Origin of the sequence: Vibrio sp. D404a (assembly GCF_030248535.1) — a bacterium.
Classification (GTDB): Bacteria; Pseudomonadota; Gammaproteobacteria; order Enterobacterales; family Vibrionaceae; genus Vibrio.
The window spans coordinates 15,361-36,980 of sequence record NZ_JAHGAJ010000041.1 but is presented as its reverse complement, the minus strand read 5'-3'; the positions used below and the strand labels follow the sequence as shown (position 1 = coordinate 36,980).

Annotated in this window: 20 protein-coding genes; 14 read left to right on the top strand and 6 right to left on the bottom strand. The window is 46.4% G+C overall.

Features of this window, described 5'->3' with window-relative positions:
* Positions 1-75 precede the first annotated feature (75 nt).
* Positions 76-546 carry a zinc ribbon-containing protein gene (locus tag KI655_RS20960; RefSeq protein ID WP_032551447.1) on the bottom strand — a complete coding sequence of 157 codons (471 nt, stop codon included), beginning with the start codon at positions 544-546 and terminating at the stop codon, positions 76-78.
* Between the two features lie 160 nt (positions 547-706).
* On the opposite strand from KI655_RS20960, the gene leuS reads away from it, so the two are divergent.
* From leuS to lipA, 12 genes are all read left to right on the top strand, one after another.
* Entirely contained in the window at positions 707-3,280 is a 2,574-nt protein-coding gene (leuS, locus tag KI655_RS20955; RefSeq protein ID WP_285408390.1) for a leucine--tRNA ligase, read from the top strand.
* Positions 3,281-3,493: 213 nt separating this feature from the next.
* Positions 3,494-4,114 carry an LPS assembly lipoprotein LptE gene (lptE, locus tag KI655_RS20950; RefSeq protein ID WP_285408388.1) on the top strand — a complete coding sequence of 207 codons (621 nt, stop codon included), beginning with the start codon at positions 3,494-3,496 and terminating at the stop codon, positions 4,112-4,114.
* A gap of 9 nt (positions 4,115-4,123) precedes the next feature.
* Positions 4,124-5,149, top strand: coding sequence for a DNA polymerase III subunit delta (gene holA, locus KI655_RS20945; protein ID WP_285408386.1), 1,026 nt, complete (start codon positions 4,124-4,126; stop codon positions 5,147-5,149).
* Positions 5,150-5,198: 49 nt separating this feature from the next.
* The gene (gene rsfS / locus KI655_RS20940) at positions 5,199-5,516 is read left to right on the top strand and encodes a ribosome silencing factor (protein WP_285408385.1); all 318 of its coding nucleotides are present in this window, start codon (positions 5,199-5,201) and stop codon (positions 5,514-5,516) included.
* A 3-nt stretch (positions 5,517-5,519) separates the two neighbouring features.
* Entirely contained in the window at positions 5,520-5,990 is a 471-nt protein-coding gene (gene rlmH / locus KI655_RS20935; protein WP_032551440.1) for a 23S rRNA (pseudouridine(1915)-N(3))-methyltransferase RlmH, read from the top strand.
* A 6-nt stretch (positions 5,991-5,996) separates the two neighbouring features.
* Positions 5,997-7,889: a penicillin-binding protein 2 gene (gene mrdA / locus KI655_RS20930; RefSeq protein WP_285408384.1), complete on the top strand. Its 1,893-nt coding sequence runs from the start codon at positions 5,997-5,999 to the stop codon at positions 7,887-7,889.
* Positions 7,889-9,010 carry a rod shape-determining protein RodA gene (gene rodA, locus KI655_RS20925; RefSeq protein ID WP_285408383.1) on the top strand — a complete coding sequence of 374 codons (1,122 nt, stop codon included), beginning with the start codon at positions 7,889-7,891 and terminating at the stop codon, positions 9,008-9,010. The genes mrdA and rodA overlap by 1 nt, the downstream gene beginning before the upstream one ends.
* A gap of 69 nt (positions 9,011-9,079) precedes the next feature.
* On the top strand, positions 9,080-9,862 hold the full coding sequence (locus KI655_RS20920) for a septal ring lytic transglycosylase RlpA family protein (RefSeq protein ID WP_373417301.1): 783 nt from the start codon (positions 9,080-9,082) through the stop codon (positions 9,860-9,862).
* A 91-nt stretch (positions 9,863-9,953) separates the two neighbouring features.
* On the top strand, positions 9,954-11,135 hold the full coding sequence (locus KI655_RS20915; RefSeq protein WP_285408381.1) for a serine hydrolase: 1,182 nt from the start codon (positions 9,954-9,956) through the stop codon (positions 11,133-11,135).
* Positions 11,136-11,367: 232 nt separating this feature from the next.
* On the top strand, positions 11,368-11,646 hold the full coding sequence (ybeD, locus tag KI655_RS20910; RefSeq protein WP_285408394.1) for a DUF493 family protein YbeD: 279 nt from the start codon (positions 11,368-11,370) through the stop codon (positions 11,644-11,646).
* 196 nt (positions 11,647-11,842) lie between these two features.
* A complete protein-coding gene (gene lipB, locus KI655_RS20905; RefSeq protein ID WP_239842438.1) occupies positions 11,843-12,502 on the top strand; it encodes a lipoyl(octanoyl) transferase LipB in 660 nt (219 codons plus the stop codon).
* Positions 12,503-12,506: 4 nt separating this feature from the next.
* Complete coding sequence (lipA, locus tag KI655_RS20900) at positions 12,507-13,472, top strand: lipoyl synthase (RefSeq protein ID WP_285408380.1); 966 nt, start codon at positions 12,507-12,509, stop codon at positions 13,470-13,472.
* Between the two features lie 189 nt (positions 13,473-13,661).
* Here lipA and KI655_RS20895 read toward each other — a convergent pair whose 3' ends face one another.
* From KI655_RS20895 to KI655_RS20885, 3 genes are all read right to left on the bottom strand, one after another.
* Complete coding sequence (locus KI655_RS20895) at positions 13,662-15,023, bottom strand: sodium-dependent transporter (RefSeq protein ID WP_285408379.1); 1,362 nt, start codon at positions 15,021-15,023, stop codon at positions 13,662-13,664.
* Positions 15,024-15,301: 278 nt separating this feature from the next.
* Positions 15,302-16,057, bottom strand: coding sequence for a YggN family protein (locus KI655_RS20890; protein WP_285408378.1), 756 nt, complete (start codon positions 16,055-16,057; stop codon positions 15,302-15,304).
* Positions 16,058-16,130: 73 nt separating this feature from the next.
* On the bottom strand, positions 16,131-16,604 hold the full coding sequence (locus KI655_RS20885; RefSeq protein ID WP_285408377.1) for a GreA/GreB family elongation factor: 474 nt from the start codon (positions 16,602-16,604) through the stop codon (positions 16,131-16,133).
* Positions 16,605-16,750: 146 nt separating this feature from the next.
* Here KI655_RS20885 and KI655_RS20880 point away from each other — a divergent pair, with 146 nt between their 5' ends.
* Positions 16,751-18,685: an ATP-dependent DNA helicase RecQ gene (locus KI655_RS20880; RefSeq protein WP_285408375.1), complete on the top strand. Its 1,935-nt coding sequence runs from the start codon at positions 16,751-16,753 to the stop codon at positions 18,683-18,685.
* A gap of 87 nt (positions 18,686-18,772) precedes the next feature.
* Here KI655_RS20880 and dinB read toward each other — a convergent pair whose 3' ends face one another.
* The gene (dinB, locus tag KI655_RS20875) at positions 18,773-19,849 is read right to left on the bottom strand and encodes a DNA polymerase IV (RefSeq protein WP_285408392.1); all 1,077 of its coding nucleotides are present in this window, start codon (positions 19,847-19,849) and stop codon (positions 18,773-18,775) included.
* Positions 19,850-20,006: 157 nt separating this feature from the next.
* Between dinB and KI655_RS20870 the strand changes: the two genes are divergently transcribed.
* Positions 20,007-21,248 (top strand): diguanylate cyclase, encoded by a 1,242-nt coding sequence (locus KI655_RS20870; RefSeq protein WP_285408373.1) that lies wholly within the window; start codon positions 20,007-20,009, stop codon positions 21,246-21,248.
* 108 nt (positions 21,249-21,356) lie between these two features.
* On the opposite strand, the gene nqrM is transcribed toward KI655_RS20870, so the two are convergent.
* Complete coding sequence (nqrM, locus tag KI655_RS20865) at positions 21,357-21,611, bottom strand: (Na+)-NQR maturation NqrM (RefSeq protein ID WP_032551427.1); 255 nt, start codon at positions 21,609-21,611, stop codon at positions 21,357-21,359.
* Between the last annotated feature and the right edge of the window lie 9 nt (positions 21,612-21,620).

Here is a 21,620-nt window from a genome sequence, read left to right as displayed (position 1 = left end):
GATTCGAGATTCGAGATAAAACTTTAAAGGGTTGGCCTACTGGGTCAACCCTTTTTATTTATGTCGGAGGGAGCACTATGGTTTGAGCGCTTTACGACTGAAACCTTTACCGCCACATTTGATGCATGGAATGATGGTAGTTGGGTGGTTGTATTCTGTTTGGTGACCACAATCGTCACAAATCAGACGACCTAAACCGATCACCTCTCCTGCCTGATAAAGCCCTTGATGCTCCAGATCTTGGAACAGCTCTACCCACTCCACCTTAGTTCGGTCGGTGATTTCCAGCAAGCCATGCCAGATAGAATCTGCAATCATCAAGTAAAACGGTCCACTTTTACTCTCTTCGTAGTTTTCAGAGAACTCTTTTAGATCCGATTTAACGTAAGCCGAGATCAAGGATAACTCGTCTTTCGTCATATCATTCGCGGCTTTTGCAAGCTTGCCTGACGTTTCAATCTTATTGTTGATCTCTTCAGGGCTATGCTTGAGTGTTTCGATGACATCTTCTACCAGCTCTTCATAGAGTGCTTTTTTCTTTGGCATAAGTCCTCCTCAAGATTGCAGACCTAAATCAATACCCGAGATAATGAGAGTATGACAGGTATAACTATTGTTGTAGTTCGTTCCTTTAGGTATTCTATGACGATCTATTGAAGTCTGATCAAACCAGACTCACAAATTCCAAGATAACCGGACATCATCGATGCAAGAACAATACAATCCGCAAGAAATTGAACAAAAAGTTCAACAGCACTGGGATAACAACAAGACCTTTGTTGTAAGTGAAGACCCAAATAAAGAAAAATTCTACTGTCTATCCATGTTCCCATACCCAAGTGGTCGACTGCACATGGGTCACGTGCGTAACTACACAATCGGTGATGTGGTATCTCGTTTCCAACGCCTGCAAGGCAAAAACGTAATGCAACCAATCGGTTGGGATGCATTTGGTCTACCGGCAGAAAACGCAGCGGTTAAGAACAACACAGCACCTGCACCATGGACTTACGAAAACATCGAGTACATGAAGAACCAACTTAAAATGCTTGGTTTAGGCTACGACTGGGATCGTGAATTCGCGACTTGTACACCAGAGTACTACCGTTGGGAACAAGAGTTCTTTACTAAGCTTTACGAAAAAGGTCTAGTTTACAAGAAGATGTCTACAGTTAACTGGGATCCAGTTGACCAAACAGTTCTTGCAAACGAACAGGTTGTTGACGGCCGCGGCTGGCGCTCAGGCGCAATCGTTGAGCAGAAAGAGATCCCTCAATGGTTCATCAAAATTACTGAATACGCTCAAGAGCTAATCGACGATCTAGACACTCTAGATGGCTGGCCTGAAATGGTTAAGACCATGCAGCGCAACTGGATTGGTCGCTCTGAAGGTGTAGAGCTGAAGTTTGAAGTGAAAGGTCAAGCAGACCTAGAAGTTTACACAACTCGCCCAGACACACTAATGGGTGTGACTTACGTAGGTATCGCAGCAGGTCACCCTCTAGCAGCAGAAGCAGCTAAGACAAACCCTGAGCTAGCAGCCTTCGTCGAAGAGTGTAAGAACAACAAAGTAGCAGAAGCTGAAATGGCGACAATGGAGAAGAAAGGTATGGCGACTGGCCTTACTGCTATTCACCCATTGAACGGCCGTGAGGTTCCTGTTTACGTAGCTAACTTTGTACTTATGGACTACGGTACAGGCGCTGTAATGGCAGTACCTGCACACGACCAACGTGACTACGAGTTCGCGACTAAATATGGTCTAGACATCATCCCAGTGATCAAGCCAGCTGACGGCAGCGAACTAAACATCTCTGAAGAAGCATACACTGAGAAAGGTGTACTATTCGATTCAGGTGAGTTCGATGGCCTAGAATTCCAAGCAGCATTTGATGCAATCGCAGCGAAGCTAGAAGCGGAAGGCAAAGGTACTAAGACAGTTAACTTCCGTCTACGTGACTGGGGTGTATCTCGTCAACGTTACTGGGGTGCGCCAATCCCAATGGTAACCACTGAAGATGGTGAAGTTCACCCAGTACCAGCGGACCAACTACCAGTCATTCTTCCAGAAGACGTGGTAATGGACGGCGTAACTAGCCCAATTAAATCTGACAAAGAGTGGGCGAAGACTACATTCAACGGCGAACCTGCTCTACGTGAGACAGATACGTTCGATACGTTCATGGAGTCTTCTTGGTACTACGCGCGTTACTGTTCACCACAAGCTGACGACATCCTAGATCCAGAAAAAGCAAACTACTGGCTACCAGTAGACCAGTACATCGGTGGTATCGAGCACGCTTGTATGCACCTACTGTACTCTCGCTTCTTCCACAAGCTTCTACGTGATGCAGGCTATGTAACGTCTGACGAACCGTTCAAGCAGCTACTATGTCAAGGCATGGTACTGGCTGACGCATTCTCTTACGAGAACGAGAAAGGCGGCACAGAGTGGGTTGCACCTACTGATGTAACCGTTGAGCGTGATGGCAAAGGCCGCATCGTTTCAGCAAAAGACAACACAGGTCGTGACGTTGAGCACTCAGGCATGATCAAAATGTCTAAGTCGAAAAACAACGGTATCGACCCACAAGAGATGGTCGACAAGTTCGGTGCTGACACAGTACGTCTATTCATGATGTTTGCATCACCAGCTGACATGACACTTGAATGGCAAGAGTCTGGCGTTGAAGGTGCGAACCGCTTCCTGAAACGTGTTTGGAAACTGGTTAACGAGCACGCATCGAAAGGCGCAGCAGAAGCTGTTGATACATCGGCACTGTCTGGCGACCAAAAAGCACTTCGTCGCGATGTTCACAAGACTATCGCAAAAGTGACTGATGATGTTGCACGTCGTCAAACGTTCAACACCGCTATCGCAGCTATCATGGAACTAATGAACAAGCTAGCGAAAGCACCACAAGAATCTGCGCAAGACCGTGCAATCCTTGATGAAGCACTTAAAGCAGTTGTTGCAATGCTTTACCCAATCACTCCGCACATCTCTTACGAAATGTGGGCGGGTCTTGGTGAATCAGACATCGACAATGCTTCATGGCCAACGTTTGATGAGAAAGCGCTGGTTGAAGACGAGAAACTAATCATCGTTCAAGTTAACGGTAAGCTACGTGCGAAACTGACGGTTGCTGCAGATATCTCTAAAGAAGAGATTGAAGAAATCGGTCTAAACGATGAGAACGTGACTAAGTTCACCGATGGCCTAACTGTACGTAAAGTTATCTACGTACCAGGTAAGCTTCTAAACATCGTTGCGAACTAATCGTTAGTCCTCTCGAGACTAAGCCTTTGAGTTAACACTCACAATGCGATAAGAATTAGAGAACTTAATTTTTAATTCGCAGTCAATAGACAGGGTGCACACCACCCTGTCTACTTATTTAAGCGCTTTTCCTTTGATCACACCTCAATTTGATCAAACCTCAAGCCGTAAAGCCCTTAAATAAGTAATCCATTTTATGAGAGCCATCAAATAATGCGCCTGATTTCACTGTCTTCGTTAAAAGCTATGTTCGTTATTCTTACCGTCAGCCTGTTGTCTGCGTGTGGTTTTCACCTGCGTGGTGACTACTCAGTACCGGAAGAGCTGAACAAGATCTCGGTATCAAGTTACGACCAGTACAGTACGTTTACGCGCATGGTAAAAAGCCAACTGCGCATGAACAACGTAGACATTGTGGCACCTACCAGCAAAACACCGAACCTGCATCTGCTGAGTGAAAGCATTAACGAACGTACGCTTTCTCTTTACCAAAACACGCGTGCCGCTGAGAAAGAACTTACCTTCGATGCCTCTTACCGAGTAACAATCCCAGAGCTGGGCGATAAAACCTTTACCACCAGCGTGACACGTAGCTACCTGGATAACCCGCTGACTGCACTTGCGAAGTCGGTTGAACGTGACATGATCGAAGATGAAATGCGCAAGCTTGCGGCAACCCAAATCCTTCGTCAAATGGCACGCCTAAAAGCCAACATCGCGGCAAACAGCATGAACATTGAAGACCTAGAAGAAGTTCAGGTAAAAGAGCTAGAGAAGCAGTACAACATCAAGAATGTTGAAGTAACACCAAGCTCAACTGAGTCTGCTCAATAAGGTTAACCGATGCGTATTTTTGCAGACCGCTTATCAGAGCAATTAAATAAGCAGCTTAGCCGCGTTTATTTGATCTTTGGTAACGAACCGCTATTGCTTCAAGAAAGCCGTGAATCGATTCAAAAAGCGGCGAAAGAGCAAGGCTTTGAAGAGCGTCACCGCTTTGCGATTGATAGCAGCCTAGATTGGAATGACGTTTACGATTGCACTCAAGCATTGAGCCTATTCTCTAGTCGCCAAATCATCGAACTGGAGCTGCCTGAGTCGGGTGTAAACGCGGCTATCGCCAAAGAGCTACTGGCACTATCCGATCAGCTGCACGACGACATCATGCTGGTATTGATTGGCACAAAGCTGACCAAGGCGCAGGAAAACGCCAAATGGTTTAAAGCGCTATCGAGCCAAGGCCACTGGGTGAGCTGCCTGACACCCGATGTCGCACGTTTACCGCAATTTGTTCAAGCACGTTGCCGTCAAATTGGTTTACAGCCGGATGCCGAAGCCACACAAATGTTGGCTCAATGGCACGAAGGTAACCTATTTGCATTGACACAGAGCCTAGAAAAGCTGGCGCTGCAATATCCTGATGGCAAGCTAACACTCGTTCGACTTGAAGAGTCGCTAAGCCGCCACAACCACTTTACCCCTTTCCATTGGGTCGATGCCCTGCTGGCAGGCAAAGGTAATCGAGCACAGCGCATTCTACGCCAACTGGAAGCGGAAGGTGTGGAAGCGGTGATTCTACTGCGTAGCATTCAGCGTGAGCTCGCGCTGCTGTTACAAATGCAACAACAGATGCAGCAGATGCCTATCGGCCAAGTGTTTGAAAAACACCGCATCTGGCAATCAAAGAAGCCCCTTTATAACGCAGCGCTAACACGAGTCTCGGTAACCCAGTTACACTCTCTGTTTGCACTGCTTACTCAAGCTGAATTGCTCTCTAAAACCCAATACGAGCAATCACCTTGGCCACTCATTCACCAGTTGAGTGTTGAGTTTTGTATCCCCTCGGCTTCAATACCATTTCCCGCATAAAAGCGTGTTATGATTTTGAGTCGCGAAATTAAGATTTAAGGAACACCCAGTGTTACGTGAAGAACTAAGAGATTTTCTTGCAGATAAAGCCGACGACATGAAAGCAGAGTCGATCATCACCATCGACGTTGAAGGTAAATCCAGTGTGACAGACTACATGATCGTCTGCACTGGTACGTCAAAGCGCCACGTTGCTTCTATCGCAGAACATGTCGCAAGCGAAGTGAAAAAAGTCGGTCTTGAGCCTCTAGGTATGGATGGGGAACAAGAAGGTGAATGGGTTGTCCTAGATATGGGCACCAGCATGCTTCACGTTATGCAAGAAGAGCAACGCGAGCTTTACCAACTAGAAAAGCTGTGGGGCTAATCTGTGAAGATCCAATTAATTGCCGTTGGCACTAAAATGCCAAAATGGGTTGAGGAAGGCTTTCAAGAGTATAAGCGCCGCTTCCCACACGATATGCCACTGGAATTGGTCGAGATCCCAGCAGGCAAACGCGGCAAAAACGCAGACATTGCTCGTATCCTTCAGAAAGAAGGCGAAGCGATGTTAGCAGCGGTGCCAAAAGGGAGCCGCATTGTTACGCTCGATATCCCAGGAAGAAAATGGGATACACCACAGCTTGCCGAGCAACTTGAGAGCTGGAAGCTGGATGGACGTGATGTTTCTATCCTAATTGGTGGACCAGAAGGCCTAGCTCCAGCATGTAAAGCTGCAGCTGACCAAAGCTGGTCGCTGTCTGCCCTAACGCTACCACACCCTCTTGTGCGCGTTATTATGGCAGAAAGCCTGTACCGAGCTTGGAGCATCACAGCTAATCACCCGTATCACCGAGAATAAGCGTTAATGTTACGTAAACGTAGCCAGATCCGTGATTACAAAGAAGAAGCACGACTATTTACTAGTCGTGCTTTTATTGCGTTTATAGGCATTGTAATCATGATGGGCATTTTGGTTGCCAACCTGTACAACATTCAGGTTAACCAATTCCAAGACTATAAAACTCGTTCGAACGACAACCGCATCAAGGTTGTCCCTATCGCGCCGAACCGCGGTCTGATCTATGACCGAAATGGGGTATTGCTGGCGGAAAACCGCCCAGTATTCAACCTAGAGATCACGCCTGAAAAGATAAAGAACATGGATGACACCATTACTCGTCTCCAAACTTTATTAGAAATCAGCCCTGAGCGTGTTGAACGATTTAATCGAGATCGCCGTAATACGCGCCGTTTTAAATCCGTTCCTATTCTCAACCAACTTACTGAAGAGCAAGTTGCGGTTTTCTCTGTTAACCAGCATAAGTTTCCAGGTGTCGAGGTAACTGGCACGCTCAAACGTTTTTACCCTTACGGTGACGTTCTTACTCATGTTATTGGTTACGTATCGCGTATTAACGACCGCGATATGCGCCGTCTGGTACGTGAGGAGAAAGATGCCAACTATCAAGCGACACGTGACATTGGTAAGTTAGGTATTGAACGCTACTACGAAGACATGCTCCATGGCACCGCTGGCTACCAAGAGGTAGAAGTGAATAGCCGAGGTCGCGTTATTCGTACATTGAAATTTGTGCCAGCGATTCCGGGTAAAGACATCGTTCTTAACCTTGATATCAACCTACAGCTTTACGTACATAAACTGCTTGATGGACGACGCGGCTCTGCTGTCGTATTAGACCCGAAAGACAACGGCGTGTTAGCGATGGTTTCTAGCCCGAGTTACGATCCGAACGCCTTTGTACACGGAATCTCATCTAAGGGTTATAACGCCCTACTTCAAGATAAGAATAGACCTCTGGTAAACCGAGCAACTCTGGGTATCTATCCACCAGCGTCAACTATTAAGCCATTTATTGCTGTGGCAGCACTGCAAGAGGGCGTGATCACACCAAATACCACGCGTAATGATCCAGGTTATTGGAAGATCCCTAACTCGAAAACCAAGCCATTCCGTGACTGGCTACGTTGGGGACATGGCACTGTAGATATCGTCAAGGCGATTGAAGAGTCGGTAGATACCTTCTTCTATCAGATTGCTTTCGACATGGGTATCGACCGTCTATCAAGCTGGATGATGATGTTCGGCTTTGGTGACTACACAGGTATCGACATTTACGAAGAGAGCAAAGCCAACATGCCAACCCGAGATTGGAAGATGGCTCGCCACCGTGTGCCTTGGTATCAGGGTGACACGATTCCTGTTGGTATCGGCCAAGGTTACTGGACAGCAACACCAATGCAGATCGCCAAAGCGACCTCTGTGTTGGTTCATGAAGGTGAAGTTATTGCACCTCACCTACTGCGTTCAACGATTGAAAATGGCCAACCATTAGAGACACAATCACTGTCTGACATCGAAACCTATCCGCCGATTACCGGTGTAAAACAACGATTCTGGGATATAGGTAAAGAAGGGATGAAGCTGGTAAACCACGGCCGAAAAGGTACGGCGCGACGCTCGTTCCAAGGCATGTCGTATGTCACAGCAGGTAAGTCAGGAACGGCGCAGGTATTCGGCTTGAAAGAAGACGAAGAGTACAACGCTGATGAGATTGCAGAACACCTTCGTGACCACGCACTATTTACAGGCTTTGCGCCATTGGACGATCCACAAGCGATCGTGACCATCGTACTTGAGAACGCCGGTGGTGGTTCATCAAACGGTGGTCCTGTTGTGAGACGTATCTTCGACCATATTATTCTGGGCGACGAATATAAGAGTAAGGCAACACAATAATGAAACTCGATCCCTCTACTGGACAGAATCGCGCCCTATTTGAGCGATTCCATATCGATTTGCCACTCCTACTTGGCATCTTAGTGCTAATGGGATTTGCGCTGTTAATCATGTACAGCGCGAGTGGCCAAAGCTTGGCGATGATGGATCGCCAAGCAATGCGCATGGCGTTATCGCTGGGCGTGATGATTTTCCTCGCGCAGATCTCGCCACGTACGTACGAAACACTCGCGCCAGTCCTGTTTGCTGGCGGAGTGATCTTACTGCTCGGTGTGCTCTTCTTTGGTGAAGCATCCAAAGGTGCTCAGCGTTGGCTGAATTTCGGTTTTGTCCGCTTCCAACCCTCTGAGCTACTTAAACTGGCTGTGCCACTGATGCTAGCTCGCTATATCGGTAAGCGTTCACTACCCCCCACATTCCAAACCTTGGTTATCTCGCTAGTCATGGTGTTTGTGCCGACGATCCTTATCGCCAAACAACCCGACCTTGGTACCTCTATTTTGATTGCTGCGTCGGGTATCTTCGTCATTTTCTTGGCCGGTATCAGCTGGAAGATCATCGCAAGTGCGGCATTGGCGCTAGGTGCATTCATTCCAATCCTATGGTTCTTCTTGATGCGTGAGTACCAGAAGGTTCGTGTACGTACTCTGTTTGACCCAGAGTCGGATCCACTGGGTGCGGGCTACCATATTATTCAGAGTAAAATTGCGATTGGCTCTGGCGGTATCTCAGGTAAAGGCTGGCTGCAAGGGACTCAATCTCAGCTGGAGTTTATTCCCGAGCGTCACACTGACTTTATCTTTGCCGTTATCGCCGAAGAATGGGGCATGATTGGCATTTTATTCCTGCTCTCTATCTACCTATTTATTATTGGTCGTGGACTGATTCTCGCGAGCCAAGCGCAAACAGCGTTTGGTCGGATGATGGGTGGCAGTATCGTTTTAAGCTTCTTCGTATATATCTTTGTAAACATTGGTATGGTGAGTGGCATTCTACCCGTGGTAGGCGTACCTCTACCGCTTGTCAGCTATGGCGGTACTTCCATGGTTACATTGATGGCTGGTTTTGGTATTTTGATGTCTATCCACACTCACCGTAAAGCATTCTCAAAGGCGACGTAAGTGATAATTAACACAATGAACAATGGCACACAGACCTCCGACAAATCATCATCGCACCTCAAGCAGCTGATGTTAGTTGGGAGCTTAGTGGTGCTGATCAACGGTTGTTCGTCGCAACCAGAGTCACCATCGGGTCGCTACGACATTAACGATGATATTGCCCCTGATGTGCCGATTTCGGTTGAGCATTTAGAAGATGCACACCCAAAATATGAACCTTACAGCCTAGGGGGTAACAGTGATTACACCCTACGTGGTGCAGACTACAAAATCGTTCGCGATAGCAAAGGATTCACAGAGAAAGGTAAGGCTTCTTGGTACGGCAAGAAGTTTCATGGTCACCTGACCTCTAATGGTGAGGTTTATGACATGTATTCGATGTCGGCGGCACACAAGACGTTGCCAATCCCAAGCTACGTTAAGGTCACCAATACAGACAACAACAAGAGCACCATCGTTCGCGTCAACGACCGTGGTCCGTTTCATGAAGGTCGCATCATTGATTTAAGCTACGCTGCTGCCTACAAGCTGGATGTGATTCGCACCGGAACGGCCAATGTCGAGATTGAAGTGATCACCGTGGATATCCCAACCGATGAGAACAAGAAAGCGGCATTGCCTCAGTACATCATCCAAGTTGCGACTTCTCAGCATCAAGACCGCAGTGAGAAACTTGCGAGTGAACTGAGTAAAGAACTGTCGGTCAAAACATTTCTTCAGCCCGTAGATGACAAATACCGACTGATGCTTGGGCCATTTCATGACTATGCTCTGACTCAAGAGAAATTAGAACAGGTTAAGCTAATGGGTTACCCGTCAGCTTATATAAAGAAGCACACCTTAACTCGCTAGAATCTTACCGGAATTTATGACAATCACTGCACTGGTTTGAAACAGTGATTCTGTTAAGATATGGATAGTTAACCAAATAATTGCATTCAAAATGAATAAATCTAATAAACTTATCAAATCGATTTTTGCTACTTCTGTTGCGCTTTCTGCAACGCTAGCTTCTTCGTCATTCGCCGCGCCTATCGTTGTTCCAGACGCTCCGCAAATTGCTGCTAAAGGCTTCGTCCTAATGGATTACCATTCAGGCAAAGTATTGGCAGAAAAAGAGATGAACACTCAGCTTTCTCCAGCTAGCTTGACCAAAATGATGACCAGCTACGTTATCGGTCAAGAGCTTGATCGCGGCAACATCAACCTAACTGACGACGTTGTAATTAGCGAAAACGCTTGGGCGAAGAACTTCCCAGACTCTTCAAAGATGTTTATTGAAGTTGGTACTACCGTTAAAGTTGAAGAACTTAACCGCGGTATCATCATTCAGTCAGGTAACGATGCATGTGTCGCTATGGCAGAGCACATTGCAGGCTCAGAAGACGCTTTCGTTGACCTAATGAACGCATGGGCAAGCTCTATTGGCATGAAAGATACGCATTTTGCTAACGTTCATGGCCTAGACAACCCAAACCTATACTCAACGCCTTACGATATGGCACTTCTAGGTCAAGCACTTATCCGTGACGTACCTGAAGAGTACCGTATCTACTCAGAGAAGAAGTTCACTTACAACGGTATTACTCAATACAACCGTAACGGCCTGTTATGGGATAAGAGCATGAACGTGGATGGCATTAAAACTGGCCACACAAGTAATGCAGGCTACAGCCTAGTAAGTTCGGCAACTGAAGGTAAAATGCGCCTTGTTGCTGTCGTAATGGGCACCAAGAATGCAAACGCTCGTAAAACAGAAAGCAAAAAGCTACTAAGCTACGGCTTCCGCTTCTTCGAAACAGTGGCACCACACACAGCGGGTGAGACATTCGTTGAAGAAAAAATCTGGATGGGTAGCAAAGACACTGTCGCTCTAGGTGTTGATGAAGATACATTCGTAACCCTTCCTCGCGGCCAAGCGAAGAACCTGAAAGCAAGCTTTGTTCTAGAGAAAGAGCTTGAAGCACCGATCAGCAAAGGTGACCAAGTTGGTAAACTGTTCTACCAAATCGACGGTCAAGACGTTGCTGAATACCCACTACTGGCTCTAGAAGACGTAGAGCAAGGCAGCCTATTTAGCCGCCTATGGGATTACCTGGTTCTTCTGTTCAAAGGTTTGTTCTAAGAACGTCAAACGTGAGCAAATAACACTAATCGCATGATCCTGTTCGTTATTTGCTGATAACCCTAATAGAGCTTTTCTATTAAGGAATCAAAAGCCGCACAGTGCGGCTTTTGTTGATCTTGAGTTCGGCGATATTTAGCAGTAATATTCCGCTCTTATTAATGGTCAATTGACCAACACGCTTTTATCGGTATTTTGCCCAAAAAGCGAAATATCTACCATTTTGGAGCCAATCATGAACATCAATTCTGATGCAAAACTTAAAGACCTTTTAGAGTTCCCTTGTTCATTTACTTACAAGGTTATGGGTTACGCGAAACCAGAACTGCCTGAGCTTGTACTGGAAGTGATCCAACGCCACGCTCCTGGTGACTACAGCCCAACCGTTAAGCCAAGTGCAAAAGGCAACTACCACTCTGTTTCAATCAACATCACAGCGACGTCGATTGAACAAGTAGAAACGCTTTACAAAGAGCTAGGCGAGATCGAAATCGTTCGTATGGTTCTGTAATCGTCGACGATAAAGAGAAAACAGCGGCTTTTGGCCGCTGTTTTCGTTTTTACTACCCCATTTTTAGTCCTTGTTATTCAAATTAATTTTCAATAAATACAAAGAAAGTTGAAAAACCTTGCAGTCCGTCTGTAGTTAGAATCAAATTTCGCGTTTATAATGCGTTCACTTTATTAATCCTTGAGGGAGTCCTGCTTTGCAAAATAAGCTAATCGTAAAAAAATTAGGCCGTCAGGATTACGAACCCGTATGGAAAGCCATGCATGAGTTCACCGATACGCGCACGGAAGAAGACGTCGACCAAATTTGGCTAGTAGAGCACAACCCGGTCTTCACTCAAGGACAAGCAGGTAAAGCAGAGCATGTACTTAATGCTGGCGATATCCCTGTTATTCAAAGCGATCGCGGCGGACAGGTCACCTACCACGGCCCAGGCCAGTTGGTAGCTTACTTCCTGATTAACATTCGCCGTAAGAAATTTGGAGTGCGAGATCTAGTTACTCACATAGAGAACCTCGTAATCAACACCCTGAAAGCATACAATATCGAATCAGCGGCTCGACCTGACGCTCCCGGTGTTTATGTCGATGGCAAAAAGATCTGTTCACTCGGCCTACGTATTCGACGTGGCTGCTCGTTCCACGGGCTAGCACTGAACGTTGATATGGACCTCTCACCGTTCCTACGCATTAACCCATGTGGTTATCAAGGAATGGAAATGGCTCAAGTGAGCCAATTAGGTGGCCCTTCGGATCTAGAGACCGTTGAGCAACAGCTAATACAAGAGCTTGTCGAACTATTGGGTTACGACCAAGTAGACATTCAAGCCAACAGTAACACTACAGCAGAAGCATAAAATCATGAGCAAACCAATCCAAATGGAAAAAGGCGTTAAATATCGTGACGCTGACAAAATGGCATTAATTCCCGTAAAGAATATGCCTGCTGAACAGAAAGAAGTTCTACGTAAGCCAGACTGGATGAAGATTAAACTTCCTTCAGACAGCCATCGTATCCAAGAAATCAAATCAGCAATGCGCAAAAACAACCTTCACTCAGTTTGTGAAGAAGCGTCTTGCCCTAACCTAGCCGAGTGTTTCAACCACGGTACGGCAACGTTTATGATTCTTGGCGCTATCTGTACTCGTCGCTGCCCGTTCTGTGATGTTGCCCATGGTCGTCCAGTTGCTCCTGAAGCAGAAGAGCCACAAAAGCTGGCTAAAACAATCCAAGACATGAAACTGAAGTACGTGGTTATTACTTCTGTTGACCGTGATGATCTACGTGACGGTGGTGCTAAGCACTTCGCTGACTGTAACCGCGAGATCCGCGCACTAAACCCAAATATTCGTATTGAAACTCTGGTTCCAGACTTCCGCGGTCGTATGGACGTAGCGCTTGATCTGTTAAAAGACAATCCGCCAGATGTATTCAACCACAACCTAGAGACAGCACCGCGTCTTTACCGTAAAGCGCGCCCAGGTGCGAACTACAAATGGTCTTTGAACCTTCTTAAGAAATTCAAAGAACAGCACCCAGACGTTCCAACAAAATCGGGCGTCATGATGGGTCTTGGTGAAACCAAGGAAGAGATCGTTCAGGTACTAAAAGACCTACGTGAACACGGCGTGACTATGCTGACTCTGGGCCAATACTTAGCGCCTAGCCGTCACCACTTGCCAGTTGAGCGCTACGTGCCGCCTTCTGAGTTTGATGAACTGAAAGAGATCGCACTAGAGCTTGGCTTCACACACGCTGCGTGTGGCCCGTTCGTGCGTTCTTCTTACCACGCGGATCTGCAAGCACAAGGTATGGAAATTAAGTAATTCATACTTAACCTCCAAAGCTTTCAAAGGCGCATAACCTCAGGTTGTGCGCCTTTTTTATTACTTAAATCATTGGGCTTTAATCACTATCGTCTTGCTCCGAATATAACAAAGCCGCTCTCGAGGAGCGGCTTTGTTGTGTTTGGATCTAAGCTAACACTAAGTAAGAATCTAAATCGAGACGCGCAGTTAGCCGAAAGAAGCCCAGATAACCGTAATCACCAGAATCGGGCACACAAACTTCACATATGCAGGCCAAACCTTACCGAACCAACCTAATTGGAAATCAGGACAGCCCTGCTCTAGCTCTTTTACCTTCGACGCACGGCTCCAAACCCAACCACCAAACAAGCAGAACATTAGCGCAGCGATAGGTTGCAGGTATTGAGTGGCGATCATTGCAACTAGACCAAACATAGCAGCAAAGTTATAAACGATGATCACGCTGAACAGTGCAATCAGGCCACCGATGGCCCAGCTGGTCGGCGTACGTGGTGTATTAAAACGCTCACTCACTAGAGATACCGGTGCTTCCAGCATCGAGATAGACGATGTAAGCGCAGCAATCGTCAGTAGCAAGAAGAAAACAATGGCAAAGATCTGACCTAAGAAACCTAGGCTATCAAACATCAGTGGCAAAACTGTAAATACCAATGTGTCTGAGCTCAATAGCGAACCATCTTCTGCGTAGATTTGTACACCTTTTTGCATTGCAACAAACATTGCTGGCATAACGACCAAGCCTGCAATAAAAGCCACCGCTGTGTCGACTAGAGTCACGTTCATCGCCATCTTCGGTAGGTTCTCTTTCTTACTCAGGTAAGAGCCATAGATCAGCATTGAACAGCCACCAATGGTCAGAGAGAAGAAACCTTGTCCCATTGCCGCAAGAATCAGCTTTCTGTCCCATACCTTTTCAAAATCAGGTACTAGGTAGTGCTTAAGTCCTTCAACCGCGCCTTGCTGTGTCATGATGTAGACAAAAAGCAGAGCAAATAGCACGAACAACGCTGGCATTAAGCGAGTCGACCATTTCTCAATACCCTGCTTGATACCACCTTGCACGATAAGAATGGTCAATACGTAAAACAGTACGGTACCAAACACATTGCGTTCAACACTGAAACCTTTAAACCATGCTGCAAGATCCGCTAGCCCAAACAGATCAGCCACCGCACCGAATAGGAAGCAGATCAACCAACCACCGACAATGCTGTAGAAGCCTAACACCGCACTCGGAACACTCAGACCAATCCACCCAGTCAGCGCACCGACCTTTTTCGCCAGTAGATTTGGGGTCAATGAGCGCATACTGTCGACTGGGTTAGCTTGACCATGACGACCAATCGCCATCTCAACCACCAGCATTGGGAAGGCAACCACAAAGATCAGCACCAAATATACGAGAAGAAATGCGCCGCCGCCATTGCTAGCAACTTGCGTAGGGAAACCCCAAATGTTTCCGAGGCCGACAGCTGCACCAGCCGCTGCGAGGATAAAGCCCAAACGAGAACTAAAAAGCTCCCTTGATGTAGAAGATTGTTGGTTCATACTGCCTGCATAAAATACCAATGAACTAGTAGGCTAGTACGATAATAAAAACCAGTAATTCATGCAATCAATTAGTAGATTAAATTCCTATTTAAAAGAAAAAACCAAACGGTAAAGCTGTAAATTTAACTATACATAGAATTACCAACCATGAATAAACAACATAACATTAACAATCACTAACCACCCACTCAAACAGCAGGCACAAAAAAGGGCACGCAAGGTGCCCTGTCAATCACTCAATTTATTACCTGTCCCTGCTTTATTACCTGTGCCTGCTAAATGGTAAACACTTGGTAGTCTTTCAGGTTTGGAATCTTTTCATGCAGCGATTTTTCTTGTTCTGCCATATCATCAAGCGAGTCACAGAATGCTTCGGCTTCTTCCTCAACCTGCTGTGAGTGCTCCTTAAAGCGCTCTTCAATTTTCAGCTTAAGCTCTGCCATACTGTCGGCCATCTCAGTTAGATTAAGACCACCTTCTTGCTTCATCTTTTCAGACATCGCATTAAACGCGCTAGAGATAAACTCCTCATTGAAGATCTCCATCGCCTTATCAAAATCTTCACTCCAACCATTCGCCATAGATTCGAAACTTTCCGCAGGAAGTACCAAGTCGCCATCTTTATAGTAGCGCGCTTCCATCTCAGCAAAGAAATCACTCATCGACTTTTTAACGTTATCAAACGCCTCAGGAGAATCTAGGCTGATTGCTATGTCGTCAATCACATCGTTGGCTAATGCTAAACCCTCTTTAGCCATCGCTTTCGCTTGTGGTAAGTATTCACTCATGCTTTCACGATAGCGCTCAATCGCAGCTTGTTGGTCAGCATCAAGTTCAACCTTTTCACCATGAATATAGAGATCGTTACCATCGAGCACAGCAGTGTCACCGTTGGTTTGGTGGATCTCGACCGTTTGCTGATCAATTCTCAACTCATTCTTGAGATCAACACGACATTGCGCCGCATACGCAGGCACACTTGCCGCTGCCAACACCATGGATAGTGATGCAATTAATACGTTTTTTTTCATAACATCCTCACATACATTGCTGTACTAACTATACCCTGAACCATTCACTCAATGTCATGGAAAGGTTTAGACCTTAACATACAGAAACGATTTCATAGATAAAGTGGCTGCCCGCTACGCTGAACTCCACCTCATCGCCGACTTCTTTATTCATTAACGCCGCTCCTAGTGGTGCATTTGGCGTCAGTACTGCGATATCTTTCTCATCCCACTTAACCGACAATCCACCGACTCTTGGACCAATAAAGAAGTGCTTGAGCTGATCTTGCTCATCGATAACAGAGAGGAAGCTGCTCATCTCTACTTTTTCACTATCACGCAGCACTAACTCACGATAGCACTGAATGTCTTCTTCACACTCTTGTACTCTCACGGCTTGGCCATGAGCCAAATACGATGCTTCTAATGCCAGTGTATCGTATTTGTGTTCTGGTACCGTCTCTTCGTCGGTCGCGGCATCAATCGCTCTCTGGGTCGCGGATTGGGCGATAGCCAGTCGAGATTCAAGCTGCTGGATAATTATTTGTCTAAGCTCGGCTTTATTCATACTTTTGAAGTGCTTTTCTTTAGGAGCTACAGAATAGAATTAGGTACAATCAGGTGCAAGCGCTTTGAGATAGCAAGTTGCTAACCCAGTGATTAATTTGGCACACTTGCTTGCAGCACACCACTCAGACTAAATCAGGCACATTTATGATTGAACAGAAGCTAAAACAGGTATTTGGATTCGACTCACTGCGTCATGGACAGAAACAGGTGATTGACCATGTGCTTGCAGGCCAATCAACGGCGGCAATTTTTCCGACGGGGTCTGGCAAATCGCTCTGTTATCAGCTTCCTGCGCTCGAGCTGCCACACCTTACGTTGGTTATTTCGCCACTGTTGGCACTGATGAAAGATCAACTGAGCTTCCTGCACAGCAAAGGTATTGCCGCTGCTGCCATCGAATCTAGCCAAGACAGACAAACCACTCAGCAAGTGATGCAGTCAGTTCGTAATGGCGAAACTAAGATTTTGATGATCTCAGTCGAACGTCTGAAAAATGAGCGCTTTCGTCAGTTCATCTCACAGGTGCCGATTTCACTGTTAGTGGTCGATGAGGCGCACTGTATTTCGGAATGGGGTCACAACTTCCGCCCTGATTACCTGAAACTGCCCCACTATCAAAAGCAGCTCAATATCCCTCAAGCACTTCTGCTCACGGCAACCGCGACGACCGAAGTCATCCAAGACATGCAGGCCAAGTTTAATATTGCGCCCGAGAATGTTGTTGTCACCGGTTTTTATCGACAGAACTTGGATTTATCCATCCAACCTTGTGCGCAAGAGACAAAACTAGAAGCGCTCAGTGCCGTAGTCAACCAAGCGCCCCAATCGCCTACCATTGTCTATGTCACACTGCAGCAAACCGCTGAAAATGTCGCGCAAGCACTGAGAAATGTCGGCATCAATGCGATTGCCTACCACGCGGGCCTCAAACCGGAAAACCGTGACATTATTCAGCAACAGTTTATGAATGATGAGATCAACTGCATCGTCGCTACCATTGCATTTGGGATGGGCGTAGACAAGTCCAATATTCGCCGCGTGATTCACTTTGACCTTCCCAAATCGATCGAGAACTACTCTCAGGAGATTGGACGCGCGGGTCGTGATGGCCAAAACTCTGAATGTATTCTGCTCGCCAACAAGCACGGTTTAAGTACATTAGAGAACTTCGTGTTTGGTGACACACCCGATAACATCGCCATTCAGACAGTGCTTCAAGAGATCTATGCCTGTCAGCCGACCGGCAACACCTATGGCACGCAGTGGGAAATCATGCTCAACCAGCTGTCTCGCGAATCCAACATCCGCCAGCTTCCACTCAAAACCTTGCTGGTATATCTAGAGCTCGAAGGCATTATTGAGCCAAAATACAGCTTCTTTGCCGACTACAAATTCAAGTTTGTAAGGCCAAAACCGCAGATTATCGACCAATTTCAGGGAGAGCGACGCGCTTTTGTTGAGTCAATTTTTCAATGCTCACCTCAAGCTCGTGTCTGGTGCCAAGTGGATTTTGATGCGCTTTGGGAACACTTTCAAGCCGACAGACAACGTGTGGTTGCTGCCATCGACTATTTCAATGAACAGGGTTGGATTGAGTTAGAGAGCAAACAGATCACCGATGTCTATGCCGTGCACAATACCAGTGAAAACGTCAGCGTGGTTGCCGAACGTCTGGCTACCCTATTCAAACACAAAGAGAATAATGAAATAGGCCGACTCAACCACATGCTAGAATTCTTTGAGTCCAGTTCATGTTTAAGCTCTCGCCTTGCCAGTTACTTTGGGGACACAAATGCGCCGAGTGAATGTGGGCACTGCTCCGTATGTCGTGGCAAAGTGGCACAACTACCAAATGTGCCGTTGGAACCGATTGATGAGAGCCACCTCCAAGCTTGGATCAATGAGTTCATCAGTAGCAGCCCGCAGTGGGTCACCGACGAAGCCATTACACGCTTCCTTTGTGGTATCGCAACGCCACTCTCAACCAAGCTCAAAGCCAGTAAGATGTCTGGATATGGCAAGCTTGAGCAGTACCCTTTCCGCGATACTCTAGCTTTGGTTCAGCAGACACCAAGATAGCGATATCAAGCGGCAGCTAGGTTGCTTATTTACCTTGAAGAAGCGGTTTACTTTAAACAAATGGTTTATTGCCAAGGAACGGTTTATTCAAAAGAAGCTGAGTTGTCGCATCTGATCTTTGGGCTGTAGCATCACGCTCAGCCCAAGCAGTCTAATCTCACGCCCTTGCTGGCGCTTAAGGATCTCACTCAATAGCTCTTTAAAGTGCTCTAAATCCAATGAGGTGTGGATGTGCTCAATCGTGGTTTGCTGAAAATCGGCAAACTTCAGCTTGATGCCCTGTTTGGTTATCGACTTCGAGGGGCTCGCCTTCTCAAGGCGCACCTCAAGCTCAGGAAAAAGACGCTCTTCAATCACCTTCCAACACTCTTGGTAGGTGGAAATATTTTCAGTGAAGGTACGCTCTACCCCGACCGATTTTCTCTCACGCTCGACCACTACTTCTCGCTCGTCAATGCCATGACTTCTCTTCCAGAGAGAAGCACCTTGTCGACCAAACTGAGTCAACAGCGCGCGGTAGTCTGTCTCTTTAATATCCTTGCAGGTGTAAAAGCCAGCTTGATGAAGCTTCTCGATGCTCACCTTACCTACACCGGGGATCTTCTCTAGTGGCAGTTCATCGATCACCCCTTGTACGTCTTGCGGTGGAATAACGAACTGACCATTAGGTTTATTCAAGTCTGATGCGACCTTGGCCAAAAACTTAATCGGCGCAACGCCTGCAGACGCAGTGAGCTGAAGTTCATTCCAGATATCACGACGAATGGCTTCCGCAATCAAAGTCGCCGAGCCGTGACATTGGGTGGAGTCCGTTACATCAAGATAGGCTTCATCAAGGGATAGCGGCTCAATCAAGGAGGTATAACGTGAAAAGATGGCTCGAATCTGTTTCGAGATATCTTTGTATACCTGCATTCGACCTGGTACCACAAGTAAGTTGGGGCATAGCTGCAGTGCCTTCGCTGTTGGCATTGCTGAGCGAATACCGAATTTACGCGCTTCGTAATTGCAGGTACTGAGCACACCGCGTTGCTTCTCATGACCGCCAACCGCCAAAGGGCGATTACGATAAGCGGGATTGTCACGCATTTCGACAGCCGCATAAAAACAGTCCATATCAACATGGATAATTTTTCGGACTCTCTCTTTATCAGAACCACACATGACAAAAGCACTCATTAATCACTGTATCTATAAACAGTATAATCATTTATTCAGCGAGAAAAAAGTGATCATTGATAAAGTCATCTTTCGCTTAGTGACTTGTTAACACTTCTGATAGTATGGTTAAAAGTATTTACTCGATAAGTAAGGATCGCTTTTGACTGAAAAAATACTGGTCGTTGAAGATAGCCGAGCCTTTAGAAACTACCTTTTCCAACAACTGACCAACAGTGGTTATGCAGTGACGCTCGCCGAATCAGTGCAACAGGCAAATGAAATTCTCGAACAAGAAACGGACTTTCTGTGTGCGATATTGGACTACTGCCTGCCAGATGGCCAAGACGGTGAAATCATTGACTTAGTGCTTGGTTATAAGCAAAAAATCATCGTACTCACTGGCATGTTCAGTGACGCCTTGCGTGAGCAAGTACTCGCAAAAGGGGTAATTGATTACATCCTAAAAGACAGCATGGCTTCAGTCAGCTATCTGCTTCCTCTCGTTCAACGCATCACCAACAACAAAAAGCATAAAGCGCTGGTTGTCGATGACTCTTCGGTGGTACGTCGTTATATCGTTCAGTTGTTAGAACACCAATACATACAGACGGTGCAGGCGGTAGATGGTGAGCAAGGGTTAGCACTGCTGCGCAACGATCCAGATATTACCTTTATCGTCACCGATCATGACATGCCAGGCAAAGATGGCATTTCAATGATTCGTGAAATACGTCAGCACTACACACGCAACGAGCTGGCTATCTTGGGGTTATCAGCCAGTGATGACCGCACCCTAACCGCACAGTTTCTTAAAGCAGGCGCGAACGATTTTCTCTATAAGCCATTCAATCAAGAAGAGTTCTTCTGTCGTATTCACCAACTGCTGGATATGAAAGAAGCCGCGAATGAACTGTTCCGCCATGCCAATGAAGATGCCCTAACCGGGTTATGGAATCGTCGCTTCTTGTTCAATCAGTCATGCAAAGGCTGCGATAAGCGCAACATTGCGATGATGGATATCGACTTCTTTAAAAAGGTTAATGATACCTACGGTCATGATGGAGGCGACGCAGTATTGATTGCTGTTGGCCAAACCATCAAATCCTTCTTCAAAGACGATGTGGCGGTTCGATTTGGCGGCGAAGAGTTTTGTATTCAAGCCTGTGGATCTTTTAAAGAGTTCGTTGTTCGCCTAGAGAAGATGAGAATTGCGATTGAGCAACAAATCATTACTCACGACGAACAGGCGATCAACGTGACTATGAGTATTGGTGTTACCGATATTGAAGCTGACCTAGATAGCCAAATCAAGGCCGCGGATGAGCTCTTATACAGAGCAAAAGAGCAAGGTCGGAATCAGCTAGTATTCGAAAGAAACAGCCAAGAAGTTATTAACGCCTAATGCTCTTTTGGCGAGAGCTACAGCGTGATGAGTATGTCGCGAAATCATCACAAACAAAAAAGCTCAAGGGTCACCTTGAGCTTTTCTTTATTCAATAACCAGAACCGATTAAGCGATACGGTCTTTTTCCCATGCCGCTAGCTTCTCTTCACGTTCAGCCAACTTCTCAGCACGGTACGCTTCACGAGCTTCACGCTTCTTACGTGCATCACACGGTTCAGGACAGTTACATACCTTGTCGATACCAACAGCACCAAGGCCACCACAACTGCCTTTTACCACTTTCTTCTGGATGATGTAGCCAATCGACATTGCTGCGATCACTGCTAGAAAAACGCCAAATGTAATAATAAATGTGTTCATAATGCTCTC